This window comes from Bradyrhizobium sp. BR14999 (genome assembly GCF_056106085.1).
In genome coordinates, this window is sequence record NZ_CM148536.1 from 8,236,756 (window position 1) to 8,259,600 (window position 22,845).

Here is a 22,845-nt window from a genome sequence, read left to right on the forward strand (position 1 = left end):
GCTGGCTGTTCTCCTTCATGAACTGATACAACCGAATCATGGCCACCGCTCCCATACAGATGTCCGTCGTCCGTGCCACCAGCGTGCGGCAGGTACGGCTCATCTGTGGAATCATCCTGTTCTCCTACGTGGTCAGCCATTTCCTCAACCACGCCCTCGGCAACATCTCGGTCGATGCCATGGAGGCCGGGGTCTACTACCACACCTTATTCTGGCAGTTCCTCCCCGTCGCGATCGTGTTCTACACGGCCGCACTCACCCATATGGGGCTCGGCCTCTATGCGCTGTACCAGCGCCGGCAGTTCCGCTGGCGGACGATCGAGCCGCTCCAGCTGGTGCTGGGCTTGAGCATCCCCGCTTTGGTCATGGCGCATGTGATCGGGGTGCGGCTCGGCCAGACGCTGTACGGACACCAGAAACTCTATCCGCAGGAACTCTATCTGTTCTTCGTCGCATCGCCCGGCCGGCTCTGGCAGATGACGATCCTGCTTCTCATTGCCTGGGTGCACGGCTGCATCGGCATCTTCTTCTGGCTTCGCCTCAAACCGTTCTTCACGCGCGCGGCCCCCTATCTGCTCGCGGCCGCCGTGCTGATCCCGACGCTGTCGCTGCTCGGCATCTATCAGGGCGGCCGCAGCGTCGCCGTCGAGAGCGACGATGGAGAATGGCGTACGCACAATCTCACCCGCCGCCAGGTCGGCACGGTCGCGGAAGGCAATACGCTCGACCGCATCACCGGCGGCCTCACCGTCGGTTATTTCGGCCTGCTCGGACTGGCGCTGGCGGCGCGCGGCGTGCGCGCGTTGCGCGAACGGCGCGGCGGCATGATCGCGCTGTCCTACGGCAACGGCAAGACAGTGCGGATCCCCAAAGGGCTGTCGGTGCTGGAAGCGAGCCTGCGCCACAATGTGCCGCATGCCAGCGTCTGCGGCGGCCGCGCCCGCTGCTCGACCTGCCGCATCCGCATCATCGGCGATCACGGCGCCCTGCCCGAGCCGTCGCAGCGCGAGGCCTTCGTGCTGACCCGCGTCGGCACCAGCGATCCCTCGATCAGGCTCGCCTGCCAGCTGCGGCCGACGTCGGATCTCTCCTTCTTTCAGCTCTTCACCCCGCACACACTCTCCGCGAATGCGCAGGCCTCGACGCCTGCCAGAATCGGCCAGGAGCGCTATCTCGTCAGCCTGTTCGTGGACATGCGCGGCTCGACGCAGCTTGCCGAGAAGCGACTGCCGTTCGACACCGTCTTCATCGTCAACCGCTTCCTCGGCGCGGTGTCGCAGGCGGTGATCGAGAACGGAGGCCAGCCGAACCAGTTCGTCGGCGACGGCATGCTGGCGCTGTTCGGGCTGTCGGCCGATCCGCAAACTGCCTGCCGGCAGGCCCTGAAGGCGGCCGCGGGGATCGCCATGCATATCGACGAGCTCAACGAGCTCCTGAGCCACGATCTGCGCCAGCCGATCCGCTTCGGTATCGGTATTCACGGCGGCGAGGTCATCATCGGCGATATCGGCTATCGCGATCACATCGTCTTCACCGCACTCGGCGATGCCGTCAACGTCGCGGCCCGCCTCCAGGACATGACCAAGACGCTGACTTGCGAAGCGATCGTCTCGGAGGAAGTCCGCCGCACCGCCGGCCTTGTCGAGCACGCCCTGCCGCAGCAGGAGGTCGCGATCCGCGGCCGCGACGAGCCGATGGCGGTGCGCGTCATCGCGGATGCGAGGGAGCTGATGGCGCTGGTCGACGGGAGCGTGCGCGTCGCGGCGTAGCGCGCAAGCCACACGGAAGGTGCGCTCCCTCCCCCGCTTGCGGGGGAGGGTTGGGGAGAGGGTGTCTCCGCAACGGGACAATCCCCCAGAGGGAGAGAGCCCTCACGCGGCGCTCTGCGCCGACCTCTCCCGCAAGCGGGAGAGGTGAAGCGCACCGTCGCTGCCGTTACAACTCCAGTCCCTCTCATCACCACGTAACACCGGCCTGTTGCAACGCAGCGGCATGGGCTTGCTGCGAAAGCACGAATTGACTTCGTCCAAATCGTTGCAACAGATGAGCGCAGGATCGCGGTGATGACCGTGATCCAACGAAAAGCTCCGGGAGGGGACCAGAATGTTTGATCGACGCGACCTGCTCAAGGGAGCGGGTCTTTCCGCACTTGCGGCCACACTGAGCTCAACCAAAACGCTGGCGCTCGACACCGTCACCCTGCCCTTTGCCAACGGCGAGCGGCCGCTGGTGAAATATCCGCAGAAGCGGCCGATGATCAGCCTGACGAGCCGGCCGCCGCAGCTCGAGACGCCTTTTGCGATCTTCAACGACGGCCCGATCACGCCGAACAACGCGTTCTTCGTGCGTTATCATCTCTCCGACCTGCCCTACAATCTCGATCCCGACAAGTTCACGCTCGAGATCAAGGGCAAGGTCGACAAACCGCTGAAGCTGTCGCTGAGGGACATCAAGAAGATGAAGGCGACGGAGATCGTCGCCGTCAACCAGTGCTCGGGCAACAGCCGCGGCTTCTTCGAGCCACGTGTCGCCGGCGGCCAGCTCGCCAACGGCGCCATGGGCAATGCGCGCTGGCGCGGCGTGCCGCTGAAGGCGGTGCTGGAGATGGCGGGCGTGCAGGCCGGCGCCAAGCAGGTCACCTTCAACGGCATGGACGGCCCGGTCAACGACAAGACGCCCGATTTCATCAAGGCGCTCGATATCGATCACGCCACCGACGGCGAGGTGATGCTGGCCTATGGCATGAACGGCGAGGACCTGCCGTTCCTCAACGGCTTCCCGCTGCGCCTGATCGTGCCCGGCTATTACGGCACCTACTGGGTCAAGCACCTCAACGAGATCACGGTCATCGACAACGTCTATGACGGCTTCTGGATGAAGTCGGCCTATCGCATCCCTGATACGCCCAACAATGCAGTCGAACCGGGCACTGCGCCGAAGGCGACGATCCCGATCAACCGCTTCACCATCCGCTCCTTCATCACCAGCGTCCCGGACGGCGCCAAGCTGAAGGCGGGAGCTGTGACCCTGCGCGGCATCGCCTTCGACGGCGGCAAGGGCATCAAGGAGGTCCAGGTCTCCACCGACGGCGGCAAGAGCTGGACCAGCGCCAAGCTCGGCAAGGATCTGGGCAAATACTCGTTCCGCGAATGGAAGCTGCCGGTGAAGCTCCCGGCAGGCAGCCACGATCTCAAGGTCCGCGCCACCAGCAATGGCGGCGAGACCCAGCCGGACACGCCGCGCTGGAATCCCGCGGGTTATTTGCGCAATGTCGTCGAAACCGTCCGCGTGACCGTGGCCTGAAGGAGAATGATCATGCAGCGCACCGTTCTCCTCGCCATCTCGCTCGCCCTCGCCACCGCGGTGGGTTCGGCACTTGCGGCGCCGGTCAATTACAAAACCCCAGACGAGGTCGCGGCGTTCAAGCCGGGGCCCAATCTCGAGGTCGTGCAGGGCAATTGCGGCGCCTGCCACTCGTCCGACTACATCGCCACGCAGCCGCCGATGAAGGACAAGAGGGCCTTCTGGCAGGCCGAGGTGACCAAGATGATCAAGGTCTATGGCGCACCGATCGACGATGCCGATGTCGGCAAGATCGTCGATTATCTGGCCGCGACTTATTGACGGATGGCGCGCGGCGTGCCGGCCATTTGACCGTGAAACGGGCAAAACCGGCAAAAACGCTGCGAAGTTGAGCGGAATTCGGCGAAATGCCGATGTGGTTTGAGCTACCAAGCCTGCCACATTCCGCGTATCCTGTTAGGACCGAACCGGCCGGTTGGCGGGGACTGGCGGTTCGAGATCTCGGAGGAAGACCCGCGGAGAAGTCGTGATGGCTAAAGGTACGGTCAAGTGGTTCAACCCGACGAAGGGTTATGGATTTATCCAGCCTGCGTCGGGTGGCAAGGATGTGTTCGTGCATATCTCGGCAGTGCAGAAGGCCGGTCTGTCCACCCTCAACGAGGGACAGACGGTGGAATACGAAGAGATCGCAAACCGGGGCAAGACCTCCGCAGAGAACCTCAAAGTATAAGCCCGCGCCAGCCATTGCTGCCTCCCGGATCTGTCCGGGAGCGGGGCCAAAAAAATTTCAGAAGACGGCCAGTGCATTCGACGACAGGCGTTGCGATTGCACAGGGATAGCTATTTTTTTCGTGAAGACCGCTTATTCAACGCCACAGCAATGACAATCGCGACAGCACTTCGCTAACCCACCGGCAACGGTGCGTCGCGCTTGATCTCTTCCATCACCGCATAGGTCCGCGTCTCGCGCACGCCCGGCATCGACAGCAGGGTCTCGCCGAGGAAGCGTCGATAGGCGGTCATGTCTGCCAGCCGCGCCTTGACAAGATAGTCGAAGCCGCCGGCAACCATGTGACACTCCAGCACCTCGGGCGCGAGCTTCACGGCACGCGCGAAACGCTCGAAGTTGTCGGGCGTTGTCTTGTCGAGTAGCACCTCGACGAACACCAATAGACCGAGGCCAAGCCGGTGCGGATTGAGCCGGGCGCCGTAGCCCTCGACAAAGCCCTCGCGCTGCAAGCGCTTCAGCCGCTCGCCGATCGACGTCGGCGACAGCCCGATGCGCTCGGCGAGATCGACATTGGCGATGCGCCCATCCTCCTGCAAGATCGAGAGGATTTTCCGGTCTGTTCGATCAAGTTCCATATTATACGCGGCCAAACAGGGAATGATCTTAATTTTCTAAGGCAATTCGGTTAAATTGTCTATCGAACCACGGTAACGCGGGCCTTATCCTGGATTTCAGCCACAGGACACGCCATGCCGAACATTCCGCCGCCCTTCTCCGCCCCTTACGCGCCCGATGATAGTGACATCGCTGCGCGCCTGTTGCCGGCCTCGCATCTGTCCCCGCCGCAGGAGGCGCGGATCGACCGCACCGCGACGCGGCTGATCGAGGCAATTCGCAAGCGCGACGACCGGCTCGGCGGGGTCGAGGACATGCTGCGGGAGTTCGCGCTCTCGACCAAGGAGGGGCTCGCGCTGATGGTGCTGGCCGAGGCGCTGCTGCGCGTGCCCGACGCACGCACCGCCGACCAGTTCATCGAGGACAAGCTCGGCGAGGGCGACTTCATCCATCACGAGACCAAATCCACCGCCTTCCTGGTCAATGCCTCGGCCTGGGCGCTCGGCATCTCGGCGCGGGTGATCCAACCCGGCGAGACGCCTGATGGCACCATCGGCCGGCTGGTGAAGCGGCTGGGGGCGCCTGCCGTGCGCACCGCCACGCGCCAAGCGATGCGGCTGATGGGCAATCATTTCGTCCTGGGTGAGACCATCGAGCAGGCCTTGGAGCGCGGCCAGCCGCGCTCCGGCCAGAAGCCGCGCTATTCCTTCGACATGCTCGGCGAAGCCGCGCGCACGGCGGCGGACGCCAAGCGCTATTTCGACGCCTATGCGAGCGCGATCGAAACCATCGGCAAGACTGCCGGCAGCCATCCCCTCCCCGACCGGCCCGGCATCTCGGTCAAACTCTCGGCACTTCATCCGCGCTTCGAGGCGATCAGCCGCGAACGGGTGATGCGCGAACTGGTGCCGCTGCTGCTCGATCTGGCGCAACGCGCGAAGGCCCATGATCTCAACTTCACCGTCGATGCCGAGGAAGCCGACCGGCTGGAGCTGTCGCTCGACGTGATCGCGGCAACGCTCGCCGATCCCTCGCTTGCCGGCTGGGACGGATTTGGCCTGGCGATCCAGGCCTATCAGAAGCGCGCGAGTGCGGTGATCGACTATGTCGAGGCGCTGGCCCGCGCGCATGACCGCAAGCTGATGGTGCGGCTGGTCAAGGGCGCCTATTGGGACACCGAGATCAAGCGCGCGCAGGAGCGCGGGCTCGACGGCTATCCCGTGTTCACGCGCAAGGCGATGACGGACCTGAACTACATCGCCTGCGCGTCAAAACTGCTCGGCTTGCGGCCGCGCATCTTCCCGCAATTCGCCACCCACAACGCGCTGACCGTCGCGACCGTGCTGGAGCTTGCCGGGAAGAGCGGCGGCTTCGAATTCCAGCGCCTGCATGGCATGGGCGAAGCGCTCTACGAGCAGCTTGCCAAGGATCACCCCGAGATCGCCTACCGCACCTATGCACCGGTCGGCAGCCACCGCGATCTGCTCGCCTATCTGGTGCGGCGGCTGCTGGAGAATGGGGCAAACTCCTCCTTCGTGGCCCAGGCGGCCGATTATCGCGTGCCGGTCCCGGCGCTGTTGCAGCGTCCGGCCGATGCCATCGAACGTCCGCAACAGGCGGCCCATCCCAAGATTCCGCTCCCCCGCGATCTCTTCGCGCCGGAGCGCCGCAATTCGCGCGGCGTCGAATTCGGTGAGCGTGCCGCACTCGACCGGCTGCTGGCCGACGTTAAGGCCGAGGCGGCCGATCTCAAGCCCAACGCCGATGCGACGCCGGATCGGGCCAACGCAGCGGTGACTGCGGCGCGCGCCGGCTTTGGCGCCTGGAGCCGGACGCCGGCAGCTGCGCGCGCGGCGGCGCTGGAGCAGGCCGCGCATCTGCTGGAGAGCCGCAGCGCCCATTTCATCACGCTGCTGCAAGCCGAGGGCGGCAAGACGTTGGACGACGCGCTGTCCGAGTTGCGCGAGGCAGCCGATTTCTGCCGCTATTATGCCGCGCAGGGCCGCAAGCTGTTCGGAGTTGATGCCGCCATGCCGGGCCCGACCGGCGAGAGCAATGCGCTCGCCATGCGCGGCCGCGGCGTCTTCGTCGCGATCTCGCCGTGGAATTTTCCGCTCGCGATCTTCCTCGGCCAGGTCACCGCGGCGCTGATGGCCGGCAACAGCGTTGTGGCCAAACCTGCCGAACAGACCCCGCACATCGCGCGCGAGGCCGTGGCCCTGCTGCACGAGGCCGGTATCCCCAACAGCGCGCTGCATCTCGTCACCGGCGACGGCCGTATTGGCGCCGTGCTGACCGCGCATGCTGATATCGCCGGCATCGTCTTCACCGGCTCGACCGAGGTGGCGCGCGCCATCAACCGCGCGCTTGCCGCCAAAGATGGGCCGATCGTGCCGCTGATCGCGGAGACCGGCGGCATCAACGCCATGATTGCGGACGCGACCGCGCTGCCGGAACAGGTCGCCGACGACGTCGTGACCTCCGCGTTCCGTTCCGCCGGCCAGCGCTGCTCGGCGCTGCGGCTGCTGTTCGTGCAGGAGGACGTCGCCGACCGCATGATCGAGATGATCGCAGGCGCGGCGCGCGAGTTGAAGATCGGCGATCCCAGCGACGTCGCAACCCACGTCGGGCCGGTGATTGATCGCGAGGCCAAGCAGCGTCTCGATGCCCACATCGCGCGGATGAAGACGGAAGCGCGGCTGCACTTTGCAGGCCACGCACCGGAGGGCTGCTTCGTCGCGCCGCACATCTTCGAGCTCAAGGACGCCGGCCAGCTCACCGAGGAGGTGTTTGGCCCGATCCTCCACGTCGTCCGTTATCGGCCCGAGACCCTCGAACGTGTCCTGCAAGCGATCGAGCGCACCGGCTACGGACTCACACTAGGCGTCCACTCCCGCATCGACGACACCATTGAGGCGATCATCGATCGCGTCCAGGTCGGCAACATCTACGTCAACCGCAACATGATCGGCGCCGTGGTCGGCGTGCAGCCGTTCGGCGGCAACGGCCTGTCCGGGACTGGCCCCAAGGCCGGCGGCCCGCACTACCTCGCGCGCTTTGCCACCGAGCAGACCGTGACTATCAACACCGCGGCAGCCGGTGGCAATGCTGCGTTGCTTGCGGGGGAGGAGTGAGGCCCTGCGCCAGGCGCCGTTGCATCCCGCGGAAACATCGGTCTAATGCTCCCACGAGGCGCCCGCGCCAATTCCAGCGCGCGGGAAACGACAAGAGCGAGGGAGCAACGCCGCGATGGAAAAGGGCATTTTTGCGGGGCTGAAGGTTCTGGACTGCGCGAGCTTCATTGCAGCGCCCGCGGCCGCGACGGTGCTGTCGGATTTCGGCGCCGACGTCGTCAAGATCGAGCCGCCCGGCACCGGGGATCCTTACCGCAATCTGCCGAATCTTCCGGGCTATCCGACCGGCGAGCACAATTTCGCCTGGCTGCTGGAGGCCCGCAACAAGAAGAGCATCGCGCTCGACCTCTCCAAGCCGGAAGCGCAGGCCGTGCTCTACAAGCTGGTGGCGGAGGCCGACGTCTTCATCACCAACATGCCGCCGCCGGTGCGCGCCAAGCTCGGCATCACCTATGACCATCTCGCCCATCTCAATGACCGGCTGATCTACGCCTCCTTCACCGGCTATGGCGAGAAGGGCGAAGAGGCCAACAAGCCCGGCTTCGACAGCAACGCCTATTGGGCGCGCTCCGGCCTGATGGACCTCGTCCGCGCCGATACCCACACGACACCCGCCCGCTCGGTCGCCGGCATGGGCGACCATCCCTGCGCGATGGCGTTCTACGGAGCCATCGTCACCGCGCTCTATCAACGCGAGAAGACCGGCAAGGGCTCGCATGTCGCCTCCAACCTGATGGCGAACGGGGTGTGGGCCGCGAGCGTGCTGGCGCAGGCAAAACTCTGCGGCTCCAAGTTCGGCGAGCGGCGCCCGCGCGAGCGCGCGTTGAACGCGGTCGCCAATCACTACCAGTGCAAGGACGGCCGCTGGCTGATCCTGTCCCTACTCAACGAGGAGCGGCAGTGGCCGACGCTGGCGCGCTGCCTCGGGCGCGAGGATCTGATCGACGATCCCCGCTTCGTCACCAAGGCCGACCGCCACGCCCGCTCGGTCGAGCTGATCAAGATTCTGGACGACACTTTCGCGACCAGGGATCTCGCCGAATGGCGCAAGATCCTCGACGGCAATGGCCTCGTGTTCGGCGTCGTCGCCATTCTCGACGACATCCCGAACGACAAGCAGATGCTCGACAACGAGGTGCTGGTGCCGTTCGAGAACGACACCATGCTCACCATCAACAGCCCGATCTGGATCGATGGCGCCAGGAAGGTCCAGCCGCGCAAGCCGCCTGCAGTCGGCGAGCACAGTGACGAGATTTTGCGCGGCGCGGGATACGACGAGGCGGCGATCAGGCAGCTGCGCGGGTCGGGGGCGGTGGGGTAGGGTCGAGTCGCTCGCTCCGAACACCGTCATTGCGAGGAGCCCTTGCGACGAAGCAATCCAGACTGTATCCGCGGATGCATTGCTGGATTGCTTCGCTACGCTCGCAATGACGATGCCGTACTATCCCGATATAATTTCACGACCACATTCGTCGTCGTGAGGTCCCCGTGCCCAGCTATCGCCTGCACTACTTCCCGGAATCCGGCAACAGCTACAAGCTGGCGCTGATGCTCACGCTTTGCGGCGAGAAATTCGAGCCGGTCTGGACCGATTTCGGCGGCGGCGTCACGCGCACGGCGGAATGGCGCAAGGCCGTCAACGAGATGGGCGAGATCCCCGTGCTCGAAATCGACGGCGTCAAGATGACGCAAACGGCGCCTCTCCTGCTCAAGCTTGCCGATCAGTACGGGCGTTTCGGCGCCGAGACCGACGAGGAAAAGTTCGAGCTGTTGCGCTGGCTGTTCTGGGACAACCACAAGCTTACCGGCTACATGGCGACCTACCGTTTCATGCGCGCCTTCACCGAGAAAAACGATCCGCAGGTGCTGAAGCATTTTCGCCGGCGGCTCGAGGATTTCCTCGGCATCCTCGACGAACACCTCCAACACAATGAATTCGCGATCGGCGCAAGGCCGACGGTCGCCGATATCTCGATGATGGCCTATCTGCACTATCCGAGCGACGAGCACGGCTTCGAATTCGCCACGAGCCATCCCGCCATCCACGCCTGGCTCGGCCGCATGGCCGCCCTGCCCGGCTGGAAGCCGGCCTATGAGCTGCTGCCCGGAAAACGGATGACGAATTACGCGAAGTGAGGGCTTCGTTCTTCTCCCTCTCCCCGTTCTTACGGGGAGAGGGTTGGGGTGAGGGGCCTCTCTCCACACATGAGATCGCCGAGAGGCCTGTACCCCCTCACCCGGATTGCACCTTCGATGCAATCCGACCTCTCCCCGCAAGCGGGGCGAGGTGAACCCGCGGCTTGCTCCGTGCTTTCAATCGAAAGAGCTTGCGCAGCTACCGCAACGCCAGCCAGCCGAGCGTGAACAGGATTCCGCCGACGATGACGGCAACAGCGACCGCCCAGGTGCTGACGCGGATGCTGCCGGTGACCTGCTTGGCTTCCTCATTGCGCGCGATCTCGCGATTGCGCTCCTTGTTCGCCTCGCTCGTATCCGTCATGGGTCATCCAAATCGCTTGGTTGCTTTATCTTGCGCGTGATCTTTTCGAAGAACCGCTACACACTTTTTCGGATCACGCGCTAACGCGTCTTGATGAAGCACATGCCGATGCGGCGCGAGGCCGCGGCAGCCTGACAGGTGAGACCTTTAGCACAGCTCCATGACGTAAAACTCTTGTCCGCCGTTCCCGATCCCGCAGTTTGCAGGGAACAATGCGCGCCCCAGCCGTCCTGATATTCGGTGCCAGCGAGCTCGCGGCTGCCGCGGGTCTGTGGCCGGCTGGCAAATCCGCGTGAGAAATCAGGGCGCTTGCCCGCGGCGAATGCGGCCAGTATGTCGCGGCGGCGAACCTGGTCGCCGAAGAAATGCGGCGAGGCCGGCACGATGGTGGAATTGGACGGCTGGTCCGCAAGCCAATCCACGCCCGGGAAATGGAAGCCGCCGATGCCGCGGGTCTGGTGGCAGCCGGCGCAGGTGACGTCGTTGAGGCGGCGCTGAAAGCCCGCGACCGAGCGGACGTTCTGCAGATCGATGCCGCGCGCGGCAGCCTGCTTCAAGGCACCGACCACGTCGTCATCGCTGAAAACGGGATCGTCCCTGCCCTCCGCTTTTCCTTCTCCCTGCATCATGCCGAATTCCGGCTGCAAGACGGAGGCATCGAGCCCGGCGGGTGTCGGCACCACCGCAGCCATCGCCAGGAATTTCTCGGGGATCAGCACCGTGCCGCGATCGAACTCGCGCAGATTTTCGGGCGCGAGCAGCCAGGCCTTGAAGTCGCGCCGCAACGCGTCGTCGGCAAGGATCCGGTCGCGGTCGATCTGGTTCTCCAGCGTCGATTCCTCGAACTGCTTGGTGGCAGCGTCGTACTTGAACACCTTGAGCAGATAGTCGGAGCGGAAATCATGCAGCGCCGATTTCGGCGCGACGGAGACCTGGATGTTGGTCTCGATACGATCGAGCATGGCATCGTGAGGGGAGAAGCGACTGCCGATCAAATCTTGCCAGTCGCCATTGTCGAGCCAGCGCCGCGCGATCTCGGCGCAGCTGATGGGATTCCCGTTCGTCTGGCGCGCATCGCGCGCCTTCATCACCAGATTGAGCGTCATCGGCAGGCGCGTTGCGGTCTTGCCGCCGTCCGGCCTGCTCTCGAAACGCGCGAGACGGTAGATCAAGCGGATCTCGCCGCAGGCCTCGTCCGAGACATAGGCGCGGTCCATGCGGTTGACGATGCCGGCGAGGACGAAACGCGTGTCGCGGGATTTCAGATTGGCGAGATCGAACAATTGCACTTCAAAACCCTCGCCGACGCCAATCGTCTCGCCCGGATATGTCGCCTTGTACCGAGAGATGTAGCGGTCGAATTCCGCATCGATCGCCGGCGGAATCGCTTTGAGCTGCAGTAGCGACGAGAACAGCAGGTCGGTCGTGAGCGGAACGTCCGCGTTCCGCTCGGGCCATAGCAGACGCGCGATCGTGAGCGCGTCGCTCTGATCGAGCCAGCGCAACAGATCGGGATCGGTGATCGCGGTGCCGCGCGCCAGTTGCGCGTTCTCCGCCGCCGAAAGTGAAACGACGCCGCCCAACAATGCAGCGACAGCAACGAGAATTCGCAACGCGCGGCTCATGCCTCCAGTAACACCGCGCGGGGATGCCTATTCAAGCAAAAAGGCGCTTCACATGGTGGTGAAGCGCCTCTTCGAAAGTCGAATATCGGACGCTCAGCGCGCGACGATCAGGCCCTTGCTGGTGACGACCACCCAGCGGCCGTCCTGGCGGCGGATCGCATCGACGCGGCCGACGCCGGGGATGGGATCGCCGGGATAGACTTCGTAGAGGCCGTCGCGGCCCTCGATCAGCGCACCGCCATTGGCGGCGTTGCGCAGCCTCCAACCTTCGATCGTCGGCAGGCGGCCGACCTCGGTCTTGGGCGCGGCGGGCGTCGGAGCCGGGGCGGCCGCGGCGGTCGCGACCTGGGTCGGTGCGATCGAGCCGGTGGTCTCCTTGGCGGGCGCGGCGGCTGCGGCCGGCGCAGGGGCCGGCGGCGCGGCGCGGAGCTTGTCGACCATCTCCGAGAGCTTGGCGATCTTGGCCATCGGCTCGGCCTGCGCCTTCTCGAGCTTGTCGAGACGGTCGTTGGCCCGGTTGAGCTGGCTGACGCCGGTTTTCGAGCTGTGCTCGACATTGGCCTTGAGCGCGACGAGGTCGGCATCGATCCGCGCGACGGAAGCATCCAGCGCGCTGGTATCGGCGACCTGAACCGGCGCCGGGGCCGGGGCGGCAAAGTGCATCATGCCGGCGGTCGCGAGCGCGCCGCTGATCGCGCCGACGCAAGCGGCAATCGCCACCACCGCGGCCATCGCCGACAGGCGGCGCTTGCCGCCGGTCTCGCGCGGTTCCTCCGCCTTGACGTGGGGAGCAAAATCCTCGCGGTCCCAGGAGCGCTCCGAGGGCGCCATCACGATCAGCTTGCCGGGACTCGGCTCGACCTTGGGTTCAGCCTTGGACTCAGCCTTGACTTCGAACTTCGGCACCTCGATCCTTGGTGCCTCGATCTTTGGCGGCTCGACCTTGACCGGGTCAGGCTTGGGCGGTGCCTCGTGGTCGGGGGCGATCGAGGGGGCCTCGATCCCGGCAGCCTCGACGGCCTGCGGCGCGGTCGCTGCAGCTTCGACGGCGCCATGATCGAGGGCGGCCTGCTCGGGCATTGGTTCGCTCACGGCTCAAATACTCCAGTCTAAGTTGACCTTTTGGTAACTTTCATTGCTTGCGAAATCCTTACCTTAGGACCCGCTTACCGAAATTTTAGGAACTCGTCCGAGGCCGAATTTGGCCGGGAAAGTGGAACCGGCGTGGCGGCATGCAACAAATTGTAATCGAGGCAAGATGAACGGCCGCGCAACGGCCGGCCGACGCCCTTCGAAGCTCGCTGCGCTCGCGCCTCCAGCGATAACGGCTTCGCCGTTGCGCGAGGGCGATGGCGAGAGAGCCGGCCGCGCTGTCTCCAATTGTCATTGCGAGCGCAGCGAAGCAATCCAGAATCTTTCCGCGGGCAGACTCTGGATTGCTTCGCTGCGCTCGCAATGACGGAGTGCGCGGCGCCTACCTCGTCACATCACAGTCACATCACCACCGGCGCATCCGGCAGCTCGTTCGAATGCGGGCCTTGCGGCGGGAAATGCCGCGCCAGCTCGCGCGACACGGCCTCGATGCCGGCGATCACGCCGCGTTCGAACTGGCCTGACCTGAACTCCGCCTCCATCGCCCGGCAGATCTTTTCCCAGCCTTCCGCGCCAACCTTCGCGTCGATGCCGCGGTCGGCCACGATCTCGACGTCGCGGTCGGCGAGTAGAAGATAGATGAGGACGCCGTTGTTGTGCGCGGTGTCCCAGATGCGCAGATGCGAGAACACATCGAGCGCTCGCGCCCGCGCCGGCTGGTTGCGGAACAGCGGGCGGCCGTCGAGCGCGCCTTCGACCACGAAGCGGACCTGGCCGGAATGGGTGGCTTCGCCCCGCTTGATCGCCTGCTCGATGCGGTCGAGCACGGCTTGCGGGAAAATCTGCTTTGCCCGCCAATGATGCTGCACGAGGTGTCTGGCAATGCGCTTCATGCTCATGACCTACCAGCTCCCCGAGGCGCCGCCGCCGCCAAAACTGCCCCCGCCGCCACTGAAGCTGCCGCTGTCGCTGCTGCTCGATGAGCCGCTGCTCCAGCCGCCGCCTCCCGATGAGCCGCTCGACCACGAACCGCCGCGCGAGGATCGCGTGCTTGGCCCCATCGCCGAAAACAGATCGGCGATGAATCCGATGATGAAGCCGAGAACGCCGAGGCCGATCGCAAGCGCAAGAGAGCCGAGAATGAGCCAGGTCAGCGCCGCGATGATGCCACCGGTCGCCAATGATCCAAGCAGCCGCCCCAGCATGGCCCGGAAGAACCCGCCGATCCCGATCGAGGCGAACAGCGTCACGATGAAGACCGGCGCGAGGTCGTCCAGATGGCCGAAGCTGACGGTCGGCGAGGGAACCGGCAGCGGCTCACCGTCGATGACGCGGATCATCCGATCGACACCATCGGCGATGCCGCCGCTGAAATCGCCCGCCCTGAATTTCGGTGTGATGACTTCATCGATGATCCGCCGCGACGTGACGTCGGTGAGCGCGCCTTCGAGCCCATAGCCGACCTCGATGCGCAAATGCCGGTCGTTCTTGGCGACGATGAGGATCGCGCCGTCATCGACCTTCCTGCGCCCGATCTTCCAGGCGTCGGCAACGCGGATCGAGAACTGCTCGATCGTCTCCGGTTGTGTCGTCGGCACGATCAAGACGGCGACCTGGCTGCCCTTGCGGTTCTCGAAGTCACGCAGCTTTTGCGACAGCGCGGCGATGTCGCCGCCGGATAGCGTGCCGGTCTGATCGACCACGCGGCCGGTGAGCTCCGGCACGGCGACGTCGGCAGAGGCTGGGAGCGCGAAGGCGAGACACAGCATGAGCAGGAGAACGCCGCGCTGTAAGAAGGCAGAATGGGCGCGCCAAAACCTCGCTGTCGTCGCCCGGCTTGACCGGGCGATCCAGTATTCCAGAGACGCCAGAGGACTACGGTGAAGCTGCGACGTACTGGATTCCCCGCCTTCGCGGGGAATGACGGCGGTGGGTGGGGCTAAGGGCATTTGCGAAACGACGCGCGCTTACTTCGACGGCGCCGGGTTGAAGTCCACCTTCGGCGCGGTCGAGATTTCCTTCTCGTTCTCGACCGAGAAGTTCGGCTTCTCCTTGTAGCCGAACGCCATCGCGGTGAGGTTCGTCGGGAACGATCGGACGGTGACGTTGTACTCCTGCACTGCCTTGATGTAGCGGTTTCGCGCCACCGTGATGCGGTTCTCGGTGCCTTCGAGCTGCGACATCAGGTCCTTGAACAGGGCATCCGATTTGAGCTGCGGATAGTTCTCGGTGACGACGAGGAGCCGCGACAGCGCGCTGGTGAGCTCGCTTTGGGCGGCCTGGAATTTCTGGAAGGCGGCGGGATCGTTCAGCACCTCCGGCGTTGCCTGGATGCTGCCGACCTTGGCGCGGGCATTGGTGACGCCGAGCAGCACGTCCTTCTCCTGCTGGGCAAAACCCTTCACCGAATTGACCAGATTGGGCACGAGATCGGCGCGGCGCTGATACTGGTTCACGACTTCGGACCAATTGGCCTTGATCTGCTGATCCTCGCTCTGGATCGCGTTGTAGCCGCAATTGGTCAGGCTCAGCGAGGCCAGCGCCGCCAGCACGGTGAGGATCTTGCGCATCAAATTTCTCCCGGTGGAATCTGGTGCAAACTACCAGATTGAGCGCGTGAGAAAAGCAGCCGACTGACGCAAGCCTCTTGCCTATCCCTCGCCCACATAGTCAACTCGGGCAAAACAAGAACGGAAACGCCAGGGGAAAGCGATGAGCTCGTTCGAGACCATCCTCGTGGAGCGGCCGGAGCCGGCGATTGCCCGGATCGTGATGAACCGGCCCGAGGCGCGCAACGCGCAAAACCTGCAAATGACCTACGACCTCAACGCCGCCTTCGATGCGGCGGTGCAGGACGATGCGGTCAAGGTCATCATCCTCGCCGGCAACGGTCCGCACTTTTCGTCCGGGCATGACCTACGTCCCGGGTCTAAGAATGCCGCGGGCGTCGATTTTCCGCCGATTGGAAATTGGGGCGGTTTTGCCGAGCCCAATGCCCATGGCCGCTTCGCGCGCGAGCAGGAAATTTATCTCCAGATCACCCGGCGCTGGCGCAATCTGGCAAAACCGACCATTGCCGAGGTGCACGGCAAGTGCATCGCCGGTGGGCTGATGCTGGCCTGGGCCTGCGACCTCATCGTCGCCAGCGACGATGCGCAGTTCTGCGACCCCGTCGTCACCATGGGCGTCTGCGGCGTCGAATGGTTCGTGCATCCCTGGGAGCTCGGCCCACGCAAGGCCAAGGAGTTCCTGTTCACTGCCGACAGCTGGAGCGCGCAGGAGGCGCATCAGCTCGGTATGGTCAACCAGGTCGTGCCGCGCGCGGAGCTGTCATCAAGTGTGCTGGCGCTAGCGCGGCGGATCGCGACAAAACCGTCCTTTGCGCTGAAGCTGACCAAGGAGGCGGTGAACCGCTCGGTGGACGTGATGGGCCAGCCCGCCGCGATCGACCAGGCCTTTGCGCTGCATCAGCTCTGCCACGCCCACAATCTCCAGGAGTTCGGCATGATCGTCGATCCCTCCGGCCTGCATCCCTCCGTGCGCAAGCCGCCAGTGGCGGAGTAGCCCCCCATGGACCTCAATCTCAGTGACGAGCAGCGCCTGCTGCGCGAGAGCGCGGAACGGTTCGTGGCCGAAAGCTACGATGCCGATCATCGCCGCAAGATGGCGAGCGATCCGCTCGGCTTTAGCCCTTTGGTATGGAAACAGTTCGCCGAGCTCGGCTGGCTGGCACTGCCGATCGCGGAGGAATTTGGCGGGCTCGGCGGCGGCGCGGTCGATGTCGGCATCCTGATGGAAGCTTTTGGCCGCGGGCTGGTGTCGGAGCCCTATGTCGCAACCGTGGTGCTGGGAGCCGCGCTGATCGCTAGATGCGGCACTACGGAGCAGAAGCAAGCGAGCCTGCCCAAGGTAGCGGACGGATCACTGAAGCTCGCATTGGCGCATTCCGAGCGTGCGGCACGGTTCGATCTCGCCAAGGTCGCGATGGTCGCGGACAAAACGGCGCACGGCTGGCGCCTTTCCGGCAGCAAGATCGCCGTCCTCGACGGCCATGCTGCGGACGAGATCATCGTCTCCGCGCATGTTCACGATCATCGGGGACCTTCGGGACGGATCGGCCTGTTCCTGGTGCCGGCGACGACGCCGAGCATTGCGATCAGCGACTATCAGCGCCTTGGCGGCGGACGCGCCTGCAACATCGAGCTGTGCGACGTGCATCTACCCGAAGACGCTCTGCTCGGCGACGGCCACGACGCGCTACCCGCGATCGAATGGGCGGTCGATCGCGCCATGGCCGCGTTAGGTGCGGAAGCCGTCGGCATCATGCAGACGCTGCTCGACACCACGCTGGAATACACCAAGATACGAAAACAGTTCGGCCGTCCGCTCTCGGCCAACCAGGTGATCCGCCACCGCCTTGCCGACATGGCGATGCAGGTCGACGAATCCCGTTCGATGGCGCTGCGCGCCGCGCTCAAGGCGGATAGCCCGCCGGTCGAGCGCGCGCGAGCCGCCTCGGGTGCGAAGGCGAAGATCGGCAGGTGTGCGCGCTTCGTCGGCGAGCAGTCGATCCAGCTCCACGGCGGCATGGGCGTCACAGAGGAGCTCGAGGTCGGCGCCTACTTCAAGCGGCTCGTCGCCTTCGACACGCTGTTCGGCGGCAGCGCACACCACTATGCCCGCCACGCCGAGCTGAGCCGCACCGCCGTCTCGGCCTGAAACTAGGAGCGCATCATGGACCTGTCCTTCAACACTGAGGAGCGCGCCTTCCAGGACGAAGTGCGCGGCTTCATCGCGAAGAACCTCACCGAGGAGATGAAGCGCGCGACGGCGCTGACGCCGTCGGTGTTCTCCGATCCCGACATCGGCATGGCCTGGCAGCGTGCGCTGCACAAGCAGGGTTGGGGCGCGCCTGGCTGGCCAGTCGAATATGGCGGACCGGACTGGACACCGGCGCAGCGCTGGATTTTCGAGACCGAATGCGCGCGCGCCGGCGTGCCCAACGTCAACGTGATGGGCGTGAAGATGGTCGGGCCCGTCATCATCGGCTTCGGCAGCCCCGAGCAGAAGAATTTCTATCTGCCGCGGATTCTCTCCGGCGATGACTATTGGTGCCAGGGTTATTCCGAGCCGGGCTCCGGTTCCGATCTCTCGTCGCTGAAAACGCGCGCGGTGCGCGACGGCGACGATTACATCATCAACGGTACGAAAATCTGGACCACGCATGCGCATCACGCCAACCGCATGTTCGCGCTGGTGCGCACCAGCGACGGGCCGCGGCAGCAGGACGGCATCAGCTTCATCCTGATCGACATGAAGACGCCGGGCATCACCACGCGCCCGATCCTGACCATCGGCGGTGACCACGAGGTCAACCAGGTGTTCTTCGACGACGTGCGCGTGCCCGTCGCCAACCGCGTCGGCGAGGAAGGCAAAGGCTGGACCTACGGCAAATATCTGCTCGAGTTCGAGCGCGGCTCCGGCATCGCCTCAGCAAAACTGCGCGAGGGCCTGAAGGCGATCGCTGATCTCGCCGAGTCCGACCTGACGGGGCGCGCGATCGACAGCCCCGATATCGCGACGCGCATCTCGGAGGTCGAGGTCGACATCGATGCGCTGGAGATGACCGAGCTGCGCGTGCTCTCGGCGCTGCAGACCGGGCAAAATCCCGGCGCGGTGTCGTCGATCCTGAAGCTGCGCAACAGCGAAATCCGCCAAGCCGTGACGCGGCTCGGGGCCGACGTGATCGGCCACGACGCGCTCGCCGTCGAGCCGATGCGCCCGCTCTACAAGCTCAACCACGAGCCGGCGATCCCGGAGGAGATGCTGACGGTGCTGCCGGAATATCTCAACGGCCGCGCCTATACGATCTTCGGCGGCACCTCCGAGATCCAGCGCGACATCATCGCGAAGATGATGCTGGGGATTTAACCCCGGCTGTCGCAACACCCTCCGCTGTCGTCCCGGCCTAGTGCGCAATTGCGCACGGGGGCCGAGACCCATACTCCGGGGAGAAGCTGTGGTGCGAAGCTGATAACCACCAGCATTCGCCAAATTTGACTCGGTGATTATGGGTCCCGGCCCCCCGTGCGCAATTGCGCACTAGGCCGGGACGACGAGCTGAGTTTGGGGCAGCGACGGAGAACTCCTAACCCGCCTTCGCGTCCCGGATTGCCTGCCAGATCTTCTGCGGCGTCAGCGGCGTATTCAGCTGAGTGATGCCGAGCTCGGCCAGCGCGTCCATCACGCCATTGGTGACGCAGGGCGGGCCGCCGATGGCGCCGGATTCGCCGCAGCCCTTGGCGCCGAGCGGATTGGTGCGGCAGGGCGCGGAATCGTCCAGCGTCACCACGATCGGCGGCACGTCGTCGGCGCGCGGGATGCAGTAGTCCTGATAGCTCGCGGTGAGGAGCTGGCCGTCGGCGTCATAGGACACGCCCTCATACAGCGCCTGACCGATACCTTGCGCAACGCCGCCGTGAATCTGGCCCGTCACCAGCATCGGGTTGACGGCGATGCCGACGTCGTCGACGGTGGTGTAGCGCACGACGCGCGAGACGCCGGTCTCGGGATCGATCTCGACCTCGCAGATATGCGTGCCGTTGGGCCAGCTCGGACCATCCACCTCACCCTCGGAATCGACGCTGAGCTTGGCGCTGCTCTCCTTCTCGGCGAGATCGAACAGGCTGATGCGGCGGTCGGTGCCGACCACGGTGAGCATGCCGCCCTGATATTCGATGTCCTCGACCGAGGTCTCCAACACGTTCGCCGCTTTCTCGCGCGCCTTCTCGATCAGGTCGTTGGAGGAGACCGCAACGGCCGTGCCGCCGACGAACAGCGAGCGCGAGCCAACGCTGCCAAAGCCCATGGCGAGATCGGTGTCGCCCTGCACGACGTCGATCTTGTCCATGGCAATGCCGAGCGTATCCGAGATCATCTGGGTGTAGGTGGTCTGCAGCCCCTGCCCCATCGCCATGGTGCCGGAATGCAGGACGACGCGGCCCTGCGAGGTCGCGTGCAGGCTGACCTTCTCGGTATGCGCACGCCCGCCCGTCCATTCGATATAGGAGGTGAGACCGCGGCCGTAGAGCAGGCCCTTCTTCTTCGCCGCCTTCTTGCGCGCAGCAAAGCCGTCCCAGTCGGCGAGCTTCACGGCGCGATCGAGCATATGCGCGAAGGCGCCGGAATCGTAAACCTGGCCCGCCGCGTTCGTGTAGGGCAGCTGCGCCGGCTTGATGTAGTTGGCTTTGCGGATCGCGCGCGGATCCATGCCGATCTTGCGCGCAGCCGCGTCGAACAGGCGCTCGACGATGAAGACGGCTTCGGGCCGCCCCGCGCCGCGATAGGCGCCGACCGGCGCGGTGTGCGTCATCACCGACTGCACCTCGAAATGCACCAGCGGCAGATCGTAGACACCGGTCTGCACGAACGGCCCGAGCACCAGCGGGATGATGTTGGCCGCACCCGAGGAATAGGCGCCGGTGCAGCCGATCGACTTGACGCGATAGGCCAGCACCTTGCCCTTCTCGTCCAGCGCGAAGGAGGCGGTGGAGGTGAGGTCGCGGCCATGGGTGCCGCCGACGAACTCGTCGGTACGATCGCCGCGCCAGCGGATCTTCCGGTTCAGCTTAGTCGCGGCATAGGCGACGAGGCCATCTTCGGGATAGAGGTTGGTCTTCTGGCCAAAGCCGCCACCGATGTCACCGACCAGCACGCGCACGCTGTCCTTGGGACGCTTCAGCACGGCTTCCGCCAGCACGTCGCGGGTCGAGGCCGGCGTTTGCGACTGCACGTGCAGCAGCAGGCGGCCGGTCTTCTTGTCGATCTCGGCAATGGTCGAGCGCGGCTCCATCGCGGAAGGAACGAGGCGCTGGCTGACGAGATCGAGCTCGACGGTATGCGCGGCCTTGGCAAACGCCTCGTCCACCTTGGCCGCATCGCCGTAAGCCATCGCGCCGACGATGTTATCGGGCGCCTCCGGCCACACCACGGGCGCGCCGGGTTTTACCGCCTCGACCGGATCGACCACCGCCGGCTGCACGTCATATTCGACCACGATCGCTTCGGCCGCGCTCTGCGCCTCAGCGCGCGAGGCGGCCACCACTGCGGCGACCGCTTCGCCGGCGTAGCGCACGATTTCATGGGCCAGCAGGCGTCGCGGCGGCACCGTCATCGGCTTGCCGTCGGGACGCTTGAAGATGTTGAGCGTCGGAATGCCACCGATGTCGTCCTTGACGAGGTCCGCGCCGATATAGACCGCAGTGACGCCCGGCATCTCAGCCGCGGCGCTGGTGTCGATCGAGACGATCTTCGCGTGCGCATGCGGCGAGCGCAGCACATGCAACCACAGCGCGCCGTCCTCCGGCTTGTCGTCGATGAATTGCCCCTTCCCGGTAAGCAGCCGCTGATCTTCCAAACGCTTGACGGGCTGGCCCGCTCCGAAACGCAAATTGCCGGGAAGAATGTTCATTCCGCTATGTCCTTGAAATCCGGAAAACGACCGCGGCGGTTTTAGCCGATTTTGCAGTCGATACAACCGAGCCGCAGCACATCAGCATTGCGTGCCACGCCCCTTTTGGTCGCGCAGATTGCGAGGTCAGGAACGCTCGATGTCGATGATGCCCACATTCACGTCGCGGGTATCCGAGCCGCGCTTGACAGTGAGGCGGACGGTCTTCCCGGCCCCAGCCTGCTCCAGCGCATCGGACAAGTCGGCGAGGCGCCGCACCGGCTTGCCTTCGACCGCGGTGATGATGTCTCCGACCGCTCCGGTCGATAAGTTGACACCGCGAATCCCTGCCCGTTCGGCAGGGCTGCCGGGGGCCGTCCGCACCACGATCACCCCTTCGACGCCAAGCCGCGTCGAAACATCCTCGCTGGCGGCGACGATGCCGATGCCGGGCGTTGGCACCCGGCCGTTGCGAATGAGCTCAGGGACAATCCGGTTCACGACATCGACCGGCACCGCGAACCCGATGCCGGCGTTCGAGCCGGACGGTGAGATGATCGCCGTCGTGACGCCAATCAGGCGGCCTGCGGAATCCAGCAGCGGCCCGCCTGAATTGCCTGGGTTAATCGCGGCATCAGTCTGGATCACATTGGCAATCTCCCGGCCGCCATGGGTCGGAAGCCTGCGCTTGAGGGCACTGATGATGCCGCTGGTCATCGATTGATCGAGCCCGAAGGGATTGCCGATCGCAAAGGCGGATTGCCCGACCTTCAGGTCGCTCGAACTGCCGAGCGCCACCGGCGGAGGGAGTTCGCGCACGCTCCGGATTCGCAGGACCGCAAGATCGTAATTGGGGGCCGTGCCGATAAGGTCCACCTGGGCCACCTCTCCCGACGCAAAGCGCACGGCGATCTCGCCGCCATTGGCCACGACATGATTGTTCGTCACGAGGTGACCCTCGCGGTCCCAGACGAATCCCGTGCCGGAAGCGCCGCCCTGGCTTTCCTCACCCATGAGAGGATTGGCCGCCGATCTCGCCGCCACCTGGACAACCGAAGGAGACACGCGCTCGAAGATGTCGATCGTGGCCTTTTCAGCCTCGGACAGCGGCCCGCGCTGCTCGACGGCTCGCGCAGTGGGAGTGGTCCACGGCGCATGCTGGATTTTCGCAGCAGTAATTACGAGCAGCAGAGCGGCAAGAGCTGCCGCGGCAATTCCGTATCGACGATTCATGGCGATCACCGCGGTGTGTGCTGAAAGCAGTGTTCGAAATGCACATGCATGAGATGGCGGACCTCGCTCACGCAGCAACGTCGCAAGCGGCTGGAAGTTTCCTGATCAAGGCAGATAGGGAACGGCTTTGCTTTCGGCAGGGCGGCCGAGGACATATTGCCGCG

General features: G+C 64.9%; 19 protein-coding genes. 10 read left to right on the forward strand and 9 right to left on the reverse strand.

Annotation, left to right across the window (positions count from 1 at the left end; genetic code table 11):
- Positions 1 to 38: 38 nt before the first annotated feature.
- From ACR9YP_RS38345 to ACR9YP_RS38360, 4 genes are all read left to right on the forward strand, one after another.
- Positions 39 to 1,769: an adenylate/guanylate cyclase domain-containing protein gene (locus ACR9YP_RS38345; RefSeq protein WP_474218525.1), complete on the forward strand. Its 1,731-nt coding sequence runs from the start codon at positions 39 to 41 to the stop codon at positions 1,767 to 1,769.
- Between the two features lie 334 nt (positions 1,770 to 2,103).
- Complete coding sequence (gene sorA, locus ACR9YP_RS38350; RefSeq protein WP_438104910.1) at positions 2,104 to 3,303, forward strand: SorA family sulfite dehydrogenase catalytic subunit; 1,200 nt, start codon at positions 2,104 to 2,106, stop codon at positions 3,301 to 3,303.
- 12 nt (positions 3,304 to 3,315) lie between these two features.
- The gene (gene sorB, locus ACR9YP_RS38355) at positions 3,316 to 3,624 is read left to right on the forward strand and encodes a SorB family sulfite dehydrogenase c-type cytochrome subunit (protein ID WP_438104912.1); all 309 of its coding nucleotides are present in this window, start codon (positions 3,316 to 3,318) and stop codon (positions 3,622 to 3,624) included.
- 208 nt (positions 3,625 to 3,832) lie between these two features.
- Positions 3,833 to 4,033, forward strand: coding sequence for a cold-shock protein (locus ACR9YP_RS38360; RefSeq protein WP_008563500.1), 201 nt, complete (start codon positions 3,833 to 3,835; stop codon positions 4,031 to 4,033).
- Between the two features lie 173 nt (positions 4,034 to 4,206).
- On the opposite strand, the gene ACR9YP_RS38365 is transcribed toward ACR9YP_RS38360, so the two are convergent.
- The gene (locus tag ACR9YP_RS38365) at positions 4,207 to 4,668 is read right to left on the reverse strand and encodes an Lrp/AsnC ligand binding domain-containing protein (protein WP_212080526.1); all 462 of its coding nucleotides are present in this window, start codon (positions 4,666 to 4,668) and stop codon (positions 4,207 to 4,209) included.
- A gap of 114 nt (positions 4,669 to 4,782) precedes the next feature.
- Between ACR9YP_RS38365 and putA the strand changes: the two genes are divergently transcribed.
- The 3 genes from putA (at position 4,783) to ACR9YP_RS38380 (ending at position 9,918) form a co-directional block, all read left to right on the forward strand.
- Positions 4,783 to 7,782 (forward strand): bifunctional proline dehydrogenase/L-glutamate gamma-semialdehyde dehydrogenase PutA, encoded by a 3,000-nt coding sequence (gene putA / locus ACR9YP_RS38370; protein WP_438104916.1) that lies wholly within the window; start codon positions 4,783 to 4,785, stop codon positions 7,780 to 7,782.
- A gap of 115 nt (positions 7,783 to 7,897) precedes the next feature.
- Positions 7,898 to 9,103, forward strand: coding sequence for a CaiB/BaiF CoA transferase family protein (locus ACR9YP_RS38375; RefSeq protein WP_438104918.1), 1,206 nt, complete (start codon positions 7,898 to 7,900; stop codon positions 9,101 to 9,103).
- 167 nt (positions 9,104 to 9,270) lie between these two features.
- A complete protein-coding gene (locus tag ACR9YP_RS38380; protein ID WP_438104920.1) occupies positions 9,271 to 9,918 on the forward strand; it encodes a glutathione S-transferase family protein in 648 nt (215 codons plus the stop codon).
- Between the two features lie 199 nt (positions 9,919 to 10,117).
- Here the strand turns inward: ACR9YP_RS38380 and ACR9YP_RS38385 are convergent, their stop codons facing one another.
- The 6 genes from ACR9YP_RS38385 to ACR9YP_RS38410 all read right to left on the reverse strand — a co-directional run bounded on the left by ACR9YP_RS38385 (position 10,118) and on the right by ACR9YP_RS38410 (position 15,569).
- Positions 10,118 to 10,282: a hypothetical protein gene (locus ACR9YP_RS38385; protein WP_438104921.1), complete on the reverse strand. Its 165-nt coding sequence runs from the start codon at positions 10,280 to 10,282 to the stop codon at positions 10,118 to 10,120.
- Between the two features lie 80 nt (positions 10,283 to 10,362).
- The gene (locus ACR9YP_RS38390; RefSeq protein WP_438104922.1) at positions 10,363 to 11,907 is read right to left on the reverse strand and encodes a hypothetical protein; all 1,545 of its coding nucleotides are present in this window, start codon (positions 11,905 to 11,907) and stop codon (positions 10,363 to 10,365) included.
- A gap of 93 nt (positions 11,908 to 12,000) precedes the next feature.
- On the reverse strand, positions 12,001 to 12,987 hold the full coding sequence (locus ACR9YP_RS38395; protein ID WP_438110535.1) for a hypothetical protein: 987 nt from the start codon (positions 12,985 to 12,987) through the stop codon (positions 12,001 to 12,003).
- 413 nt (positions 12,988 to 13,400) lie between these two features.
- Positions 13,401 to 13,898, reverse strand: coding sequence for a TPM domain-containing protein (locus ACR9YP_RS38400; protein ID WP_438104924.1), 498 nt, complete (start codon positions 13,896 to 13,898; stop codon positions 13,401 to 13,403).
- A gap of 3 nt (positions 13,899 to 13,901) precedes the next feature.
- The gene (locus ACR9YP_RS38405) at positions 13,902 to 14,768 is read right to left on the reverse strand and encodes a TPM domain-containing protein (RefSeq protein WP_438104925.1); all 867 of its coding nucleotides are present in this window, start codon (positions 14,766 to 14,768) and stop codon (positions 13,902 to 13,904) included.
- A gap of 198 nt (positions 14,769 to 14,966) precedes the next feature.
- Positions 14,967 to 15,569 (reverse strand): LemA family protein, encoded by a 603-nt coding sequence (locus tag ACR9YP_RS38410; protein WP_091881097.1) that lies wholly within the window; start codon positions 15,567 to 15,569, stop codon positions 14,967 to 14,969.
- 142 nt (positions 15,570 to 15,711) lie between these two features.
- On the opposite strand from ACR9YP_RS38410, the gene ACR9YP_RS38415 reads away from it, so the two are divergent.
- Genes ACR9YP_RS38415 through ACR9YP_RS38425 form a run of 3 tightly spaced genes read left to right on the forward strand, consistent with a single transcriptional unit; the run spans position 15,712 to position 18,930 of the window.
- Positions 15,712 to 16,563, forward strand: coding sequence for an enoyl-CoA hydratase (locus tag ACR9YP_RS38415; protein WP_438104927.1), 852 nt, complete (start codon positions 15,712 to 15,714; stop codon positions 16,561 to 16,563).
- Between the two features lie 6 nt (positions 16,564 to 16,569).
- Entirely contained in the window at positions 16,570 to 17,718 is a 1,149-nt protein-coding gene (locus ACR9YP_RS38420) for an acyl-CoA dehydrogenase family protein (RefSeq protein WP_438104929.1), read from the forward strand.
- Between the two features lie 15 nt (positions 17,719 to 17,733).
- Entirely contained in the window at positions 17,734 to 18,930 is a 1,197-nt protein-coding gene (locus tag ACR9YP_RS38425) for an acyl-CoA dehydrogenase family protein (protein WP_438104931.1), read from the forward strand.
- A 217-nt stretch (positions 18,931 to 19,147) separates the two neighbouring features.
- Here the strand turns inward: ACR9YP_RS38425 and ACR9YP_RS38430 are convergent, their stop codons facing one another.
- On the reverse strand, positions 19,148 to 21,469 hold the full coding sequence (locus ACR9YP_RS38430; RefSeq protein WP_474218526.1) for a xanthine dehydrogenase family protein molybdopterin-binding subunit: 2,322 nt from the start codon (positions 21,467 to 21,469) through the stop codon (positions 19,148 to 19,150).
- A gap of 126 nt (positions 21,470 to 21,595) precedes the next feature.
- Positions 21,596 to 22,681, reverse strand: a complete 1,086-nt coding sequence (locus ACR9YP_RS38435) for a S1C family serine protease (RefSeq protein WP_474221190.1) — start codon at positions 22,679 to 22,681, stop codon at positions 21,596 to 21,598.
- Positions 22,682 to 22,845: the final 164 nt, after the last annotated feature.

Bases quoted from the DNA above. Each gene is read 5' to 3' on its own strand.
- ACR9YP_RS38420 (WP_438104929.1), top strand. From the start codon at position 16,570: ATGGACCTCAATCTCAGTGACGAGCAGCGCCTGCTGCGCGAGAGCGCG.
- sorB (WP_438104912.1), top strand. From the start codon at position 3,316: ATGCAGCGCACCGTTCTCCTCGCCATCTCGCTCGCCCTCGCCACCGCG.
- ACR9YP_RS38415 (WP_438104927.1), top strand. From the start codon at position 15,712: ATGAGCTCGTTCGAGACCATCCTCGTGGAGCGGCCGGAGCCGGCGATT.
- ACR9YP_RS38365 (WP_212080526.1), bottom strand. From the start codon at position 4,668: ATGGAACTTGATCGAACAGACCGGAAAATCCTCTCGATCTTGCAGGAG.
- ACR9YP_RS38435 (WP_474221190.1), bottom strand. From the start codon at position 22,681: ATGAATCGTCGATACGGAATTGCCGCGGCAGCTCTTGCCGCTCTGCTG.
- ACR9YP_RS38430 (WP_474218526.1), bottom strand. From the start codon at position 21,469: ATGAACATTCTTCCCGGCAATTTGCGTTTCGGAGCGGGCCAGCCCGTC.
- ACR9YP_RS38400 (WP_438104924.1), bottom strand. From the start codon at position 13,898: ATGAGCATGAAGCGCATTGCCAGACACCTCGTGCAGCATCATTGGCGG.
- ACR9YP_RS38390 (WP_438104922.1), bottom strand. From the start codon at position 11,907: ATGAGCCGCGCGTTGCGAATTCTCGTTGCTGTCGCTGCATTGTTGGGC.
- putA (WP_438104916.1), top strand. From the start codon at position 4,783: ATGCCGAACATTCCGCCGCCCTTCTCCGCCCCTTACGCGCCCGATGAT.
- ACR9YP_RS38385 (WP_438104921.1), bottom strand. From the start codon at position 10,282: ATGACGGATACGAGCGAGGCGAACAAGGAGCGCAATCGCGAGATCGCG.
- ACR9YP_RS38425 (WP_438104931.1), top strand. From the start codon at position 17,734: ATGGACCTGTCCTTCAACACTGAGGAGCGCGCCTTCCAGGACGAAGTG.
- ACR9YP_RS38405 (WP_438104925.1), bottom strand. From the start codon at position 14,768: ATGCTGTGTCTCGCCTTCGCGCTCCCAGCCTCTGCCGACGTCGCCGTG.
- ACR9YP_RS38410 (WP_091881097.1), bottom strand. From the start codon at position 15,569: ATGCGCAAGATCCTCACCGTGCTGGCGGCGCTGGCCTCGCTGAGCCTG.
- sorA (WP_438104910.1), top strand. From the start codon at position 2,104: ATGTTTGATCGACGCGACCTGCTCAAGGGAGCGGGTCTTTCCGCACTT.
- ACR9YP_RS38375 (WP_438104918.1), top strand. From the start codon at position 7,898: ATGGAAAAGGGCATTTTTGCGGGGCTGAAGGTTCTGGACTGCGCGAGC.
- ACR9YP_RS38345 (WP_474218525.1), top strand. From the start codon at position 39: ATGGCCACCGCTCCCATACAGATGTCCGTCGTCCGTGCCACCAGCGTG.
- ACR9YP_RS38395 (WP_438110535.1), bottom strand. From the start codon at position 12,987: ATGCCCGAGCAGGCCGCCCTCGATCATGGCGCCGTCGAAGCTGCAGCG.
- ACR9YP_RS38360 (WP_008563500.1), top strand. From the start codon at position 3,833: ATGGCTAAAGGTACGGTCAAGTGGTTCAACCCGACGAAGGGTTATGGA.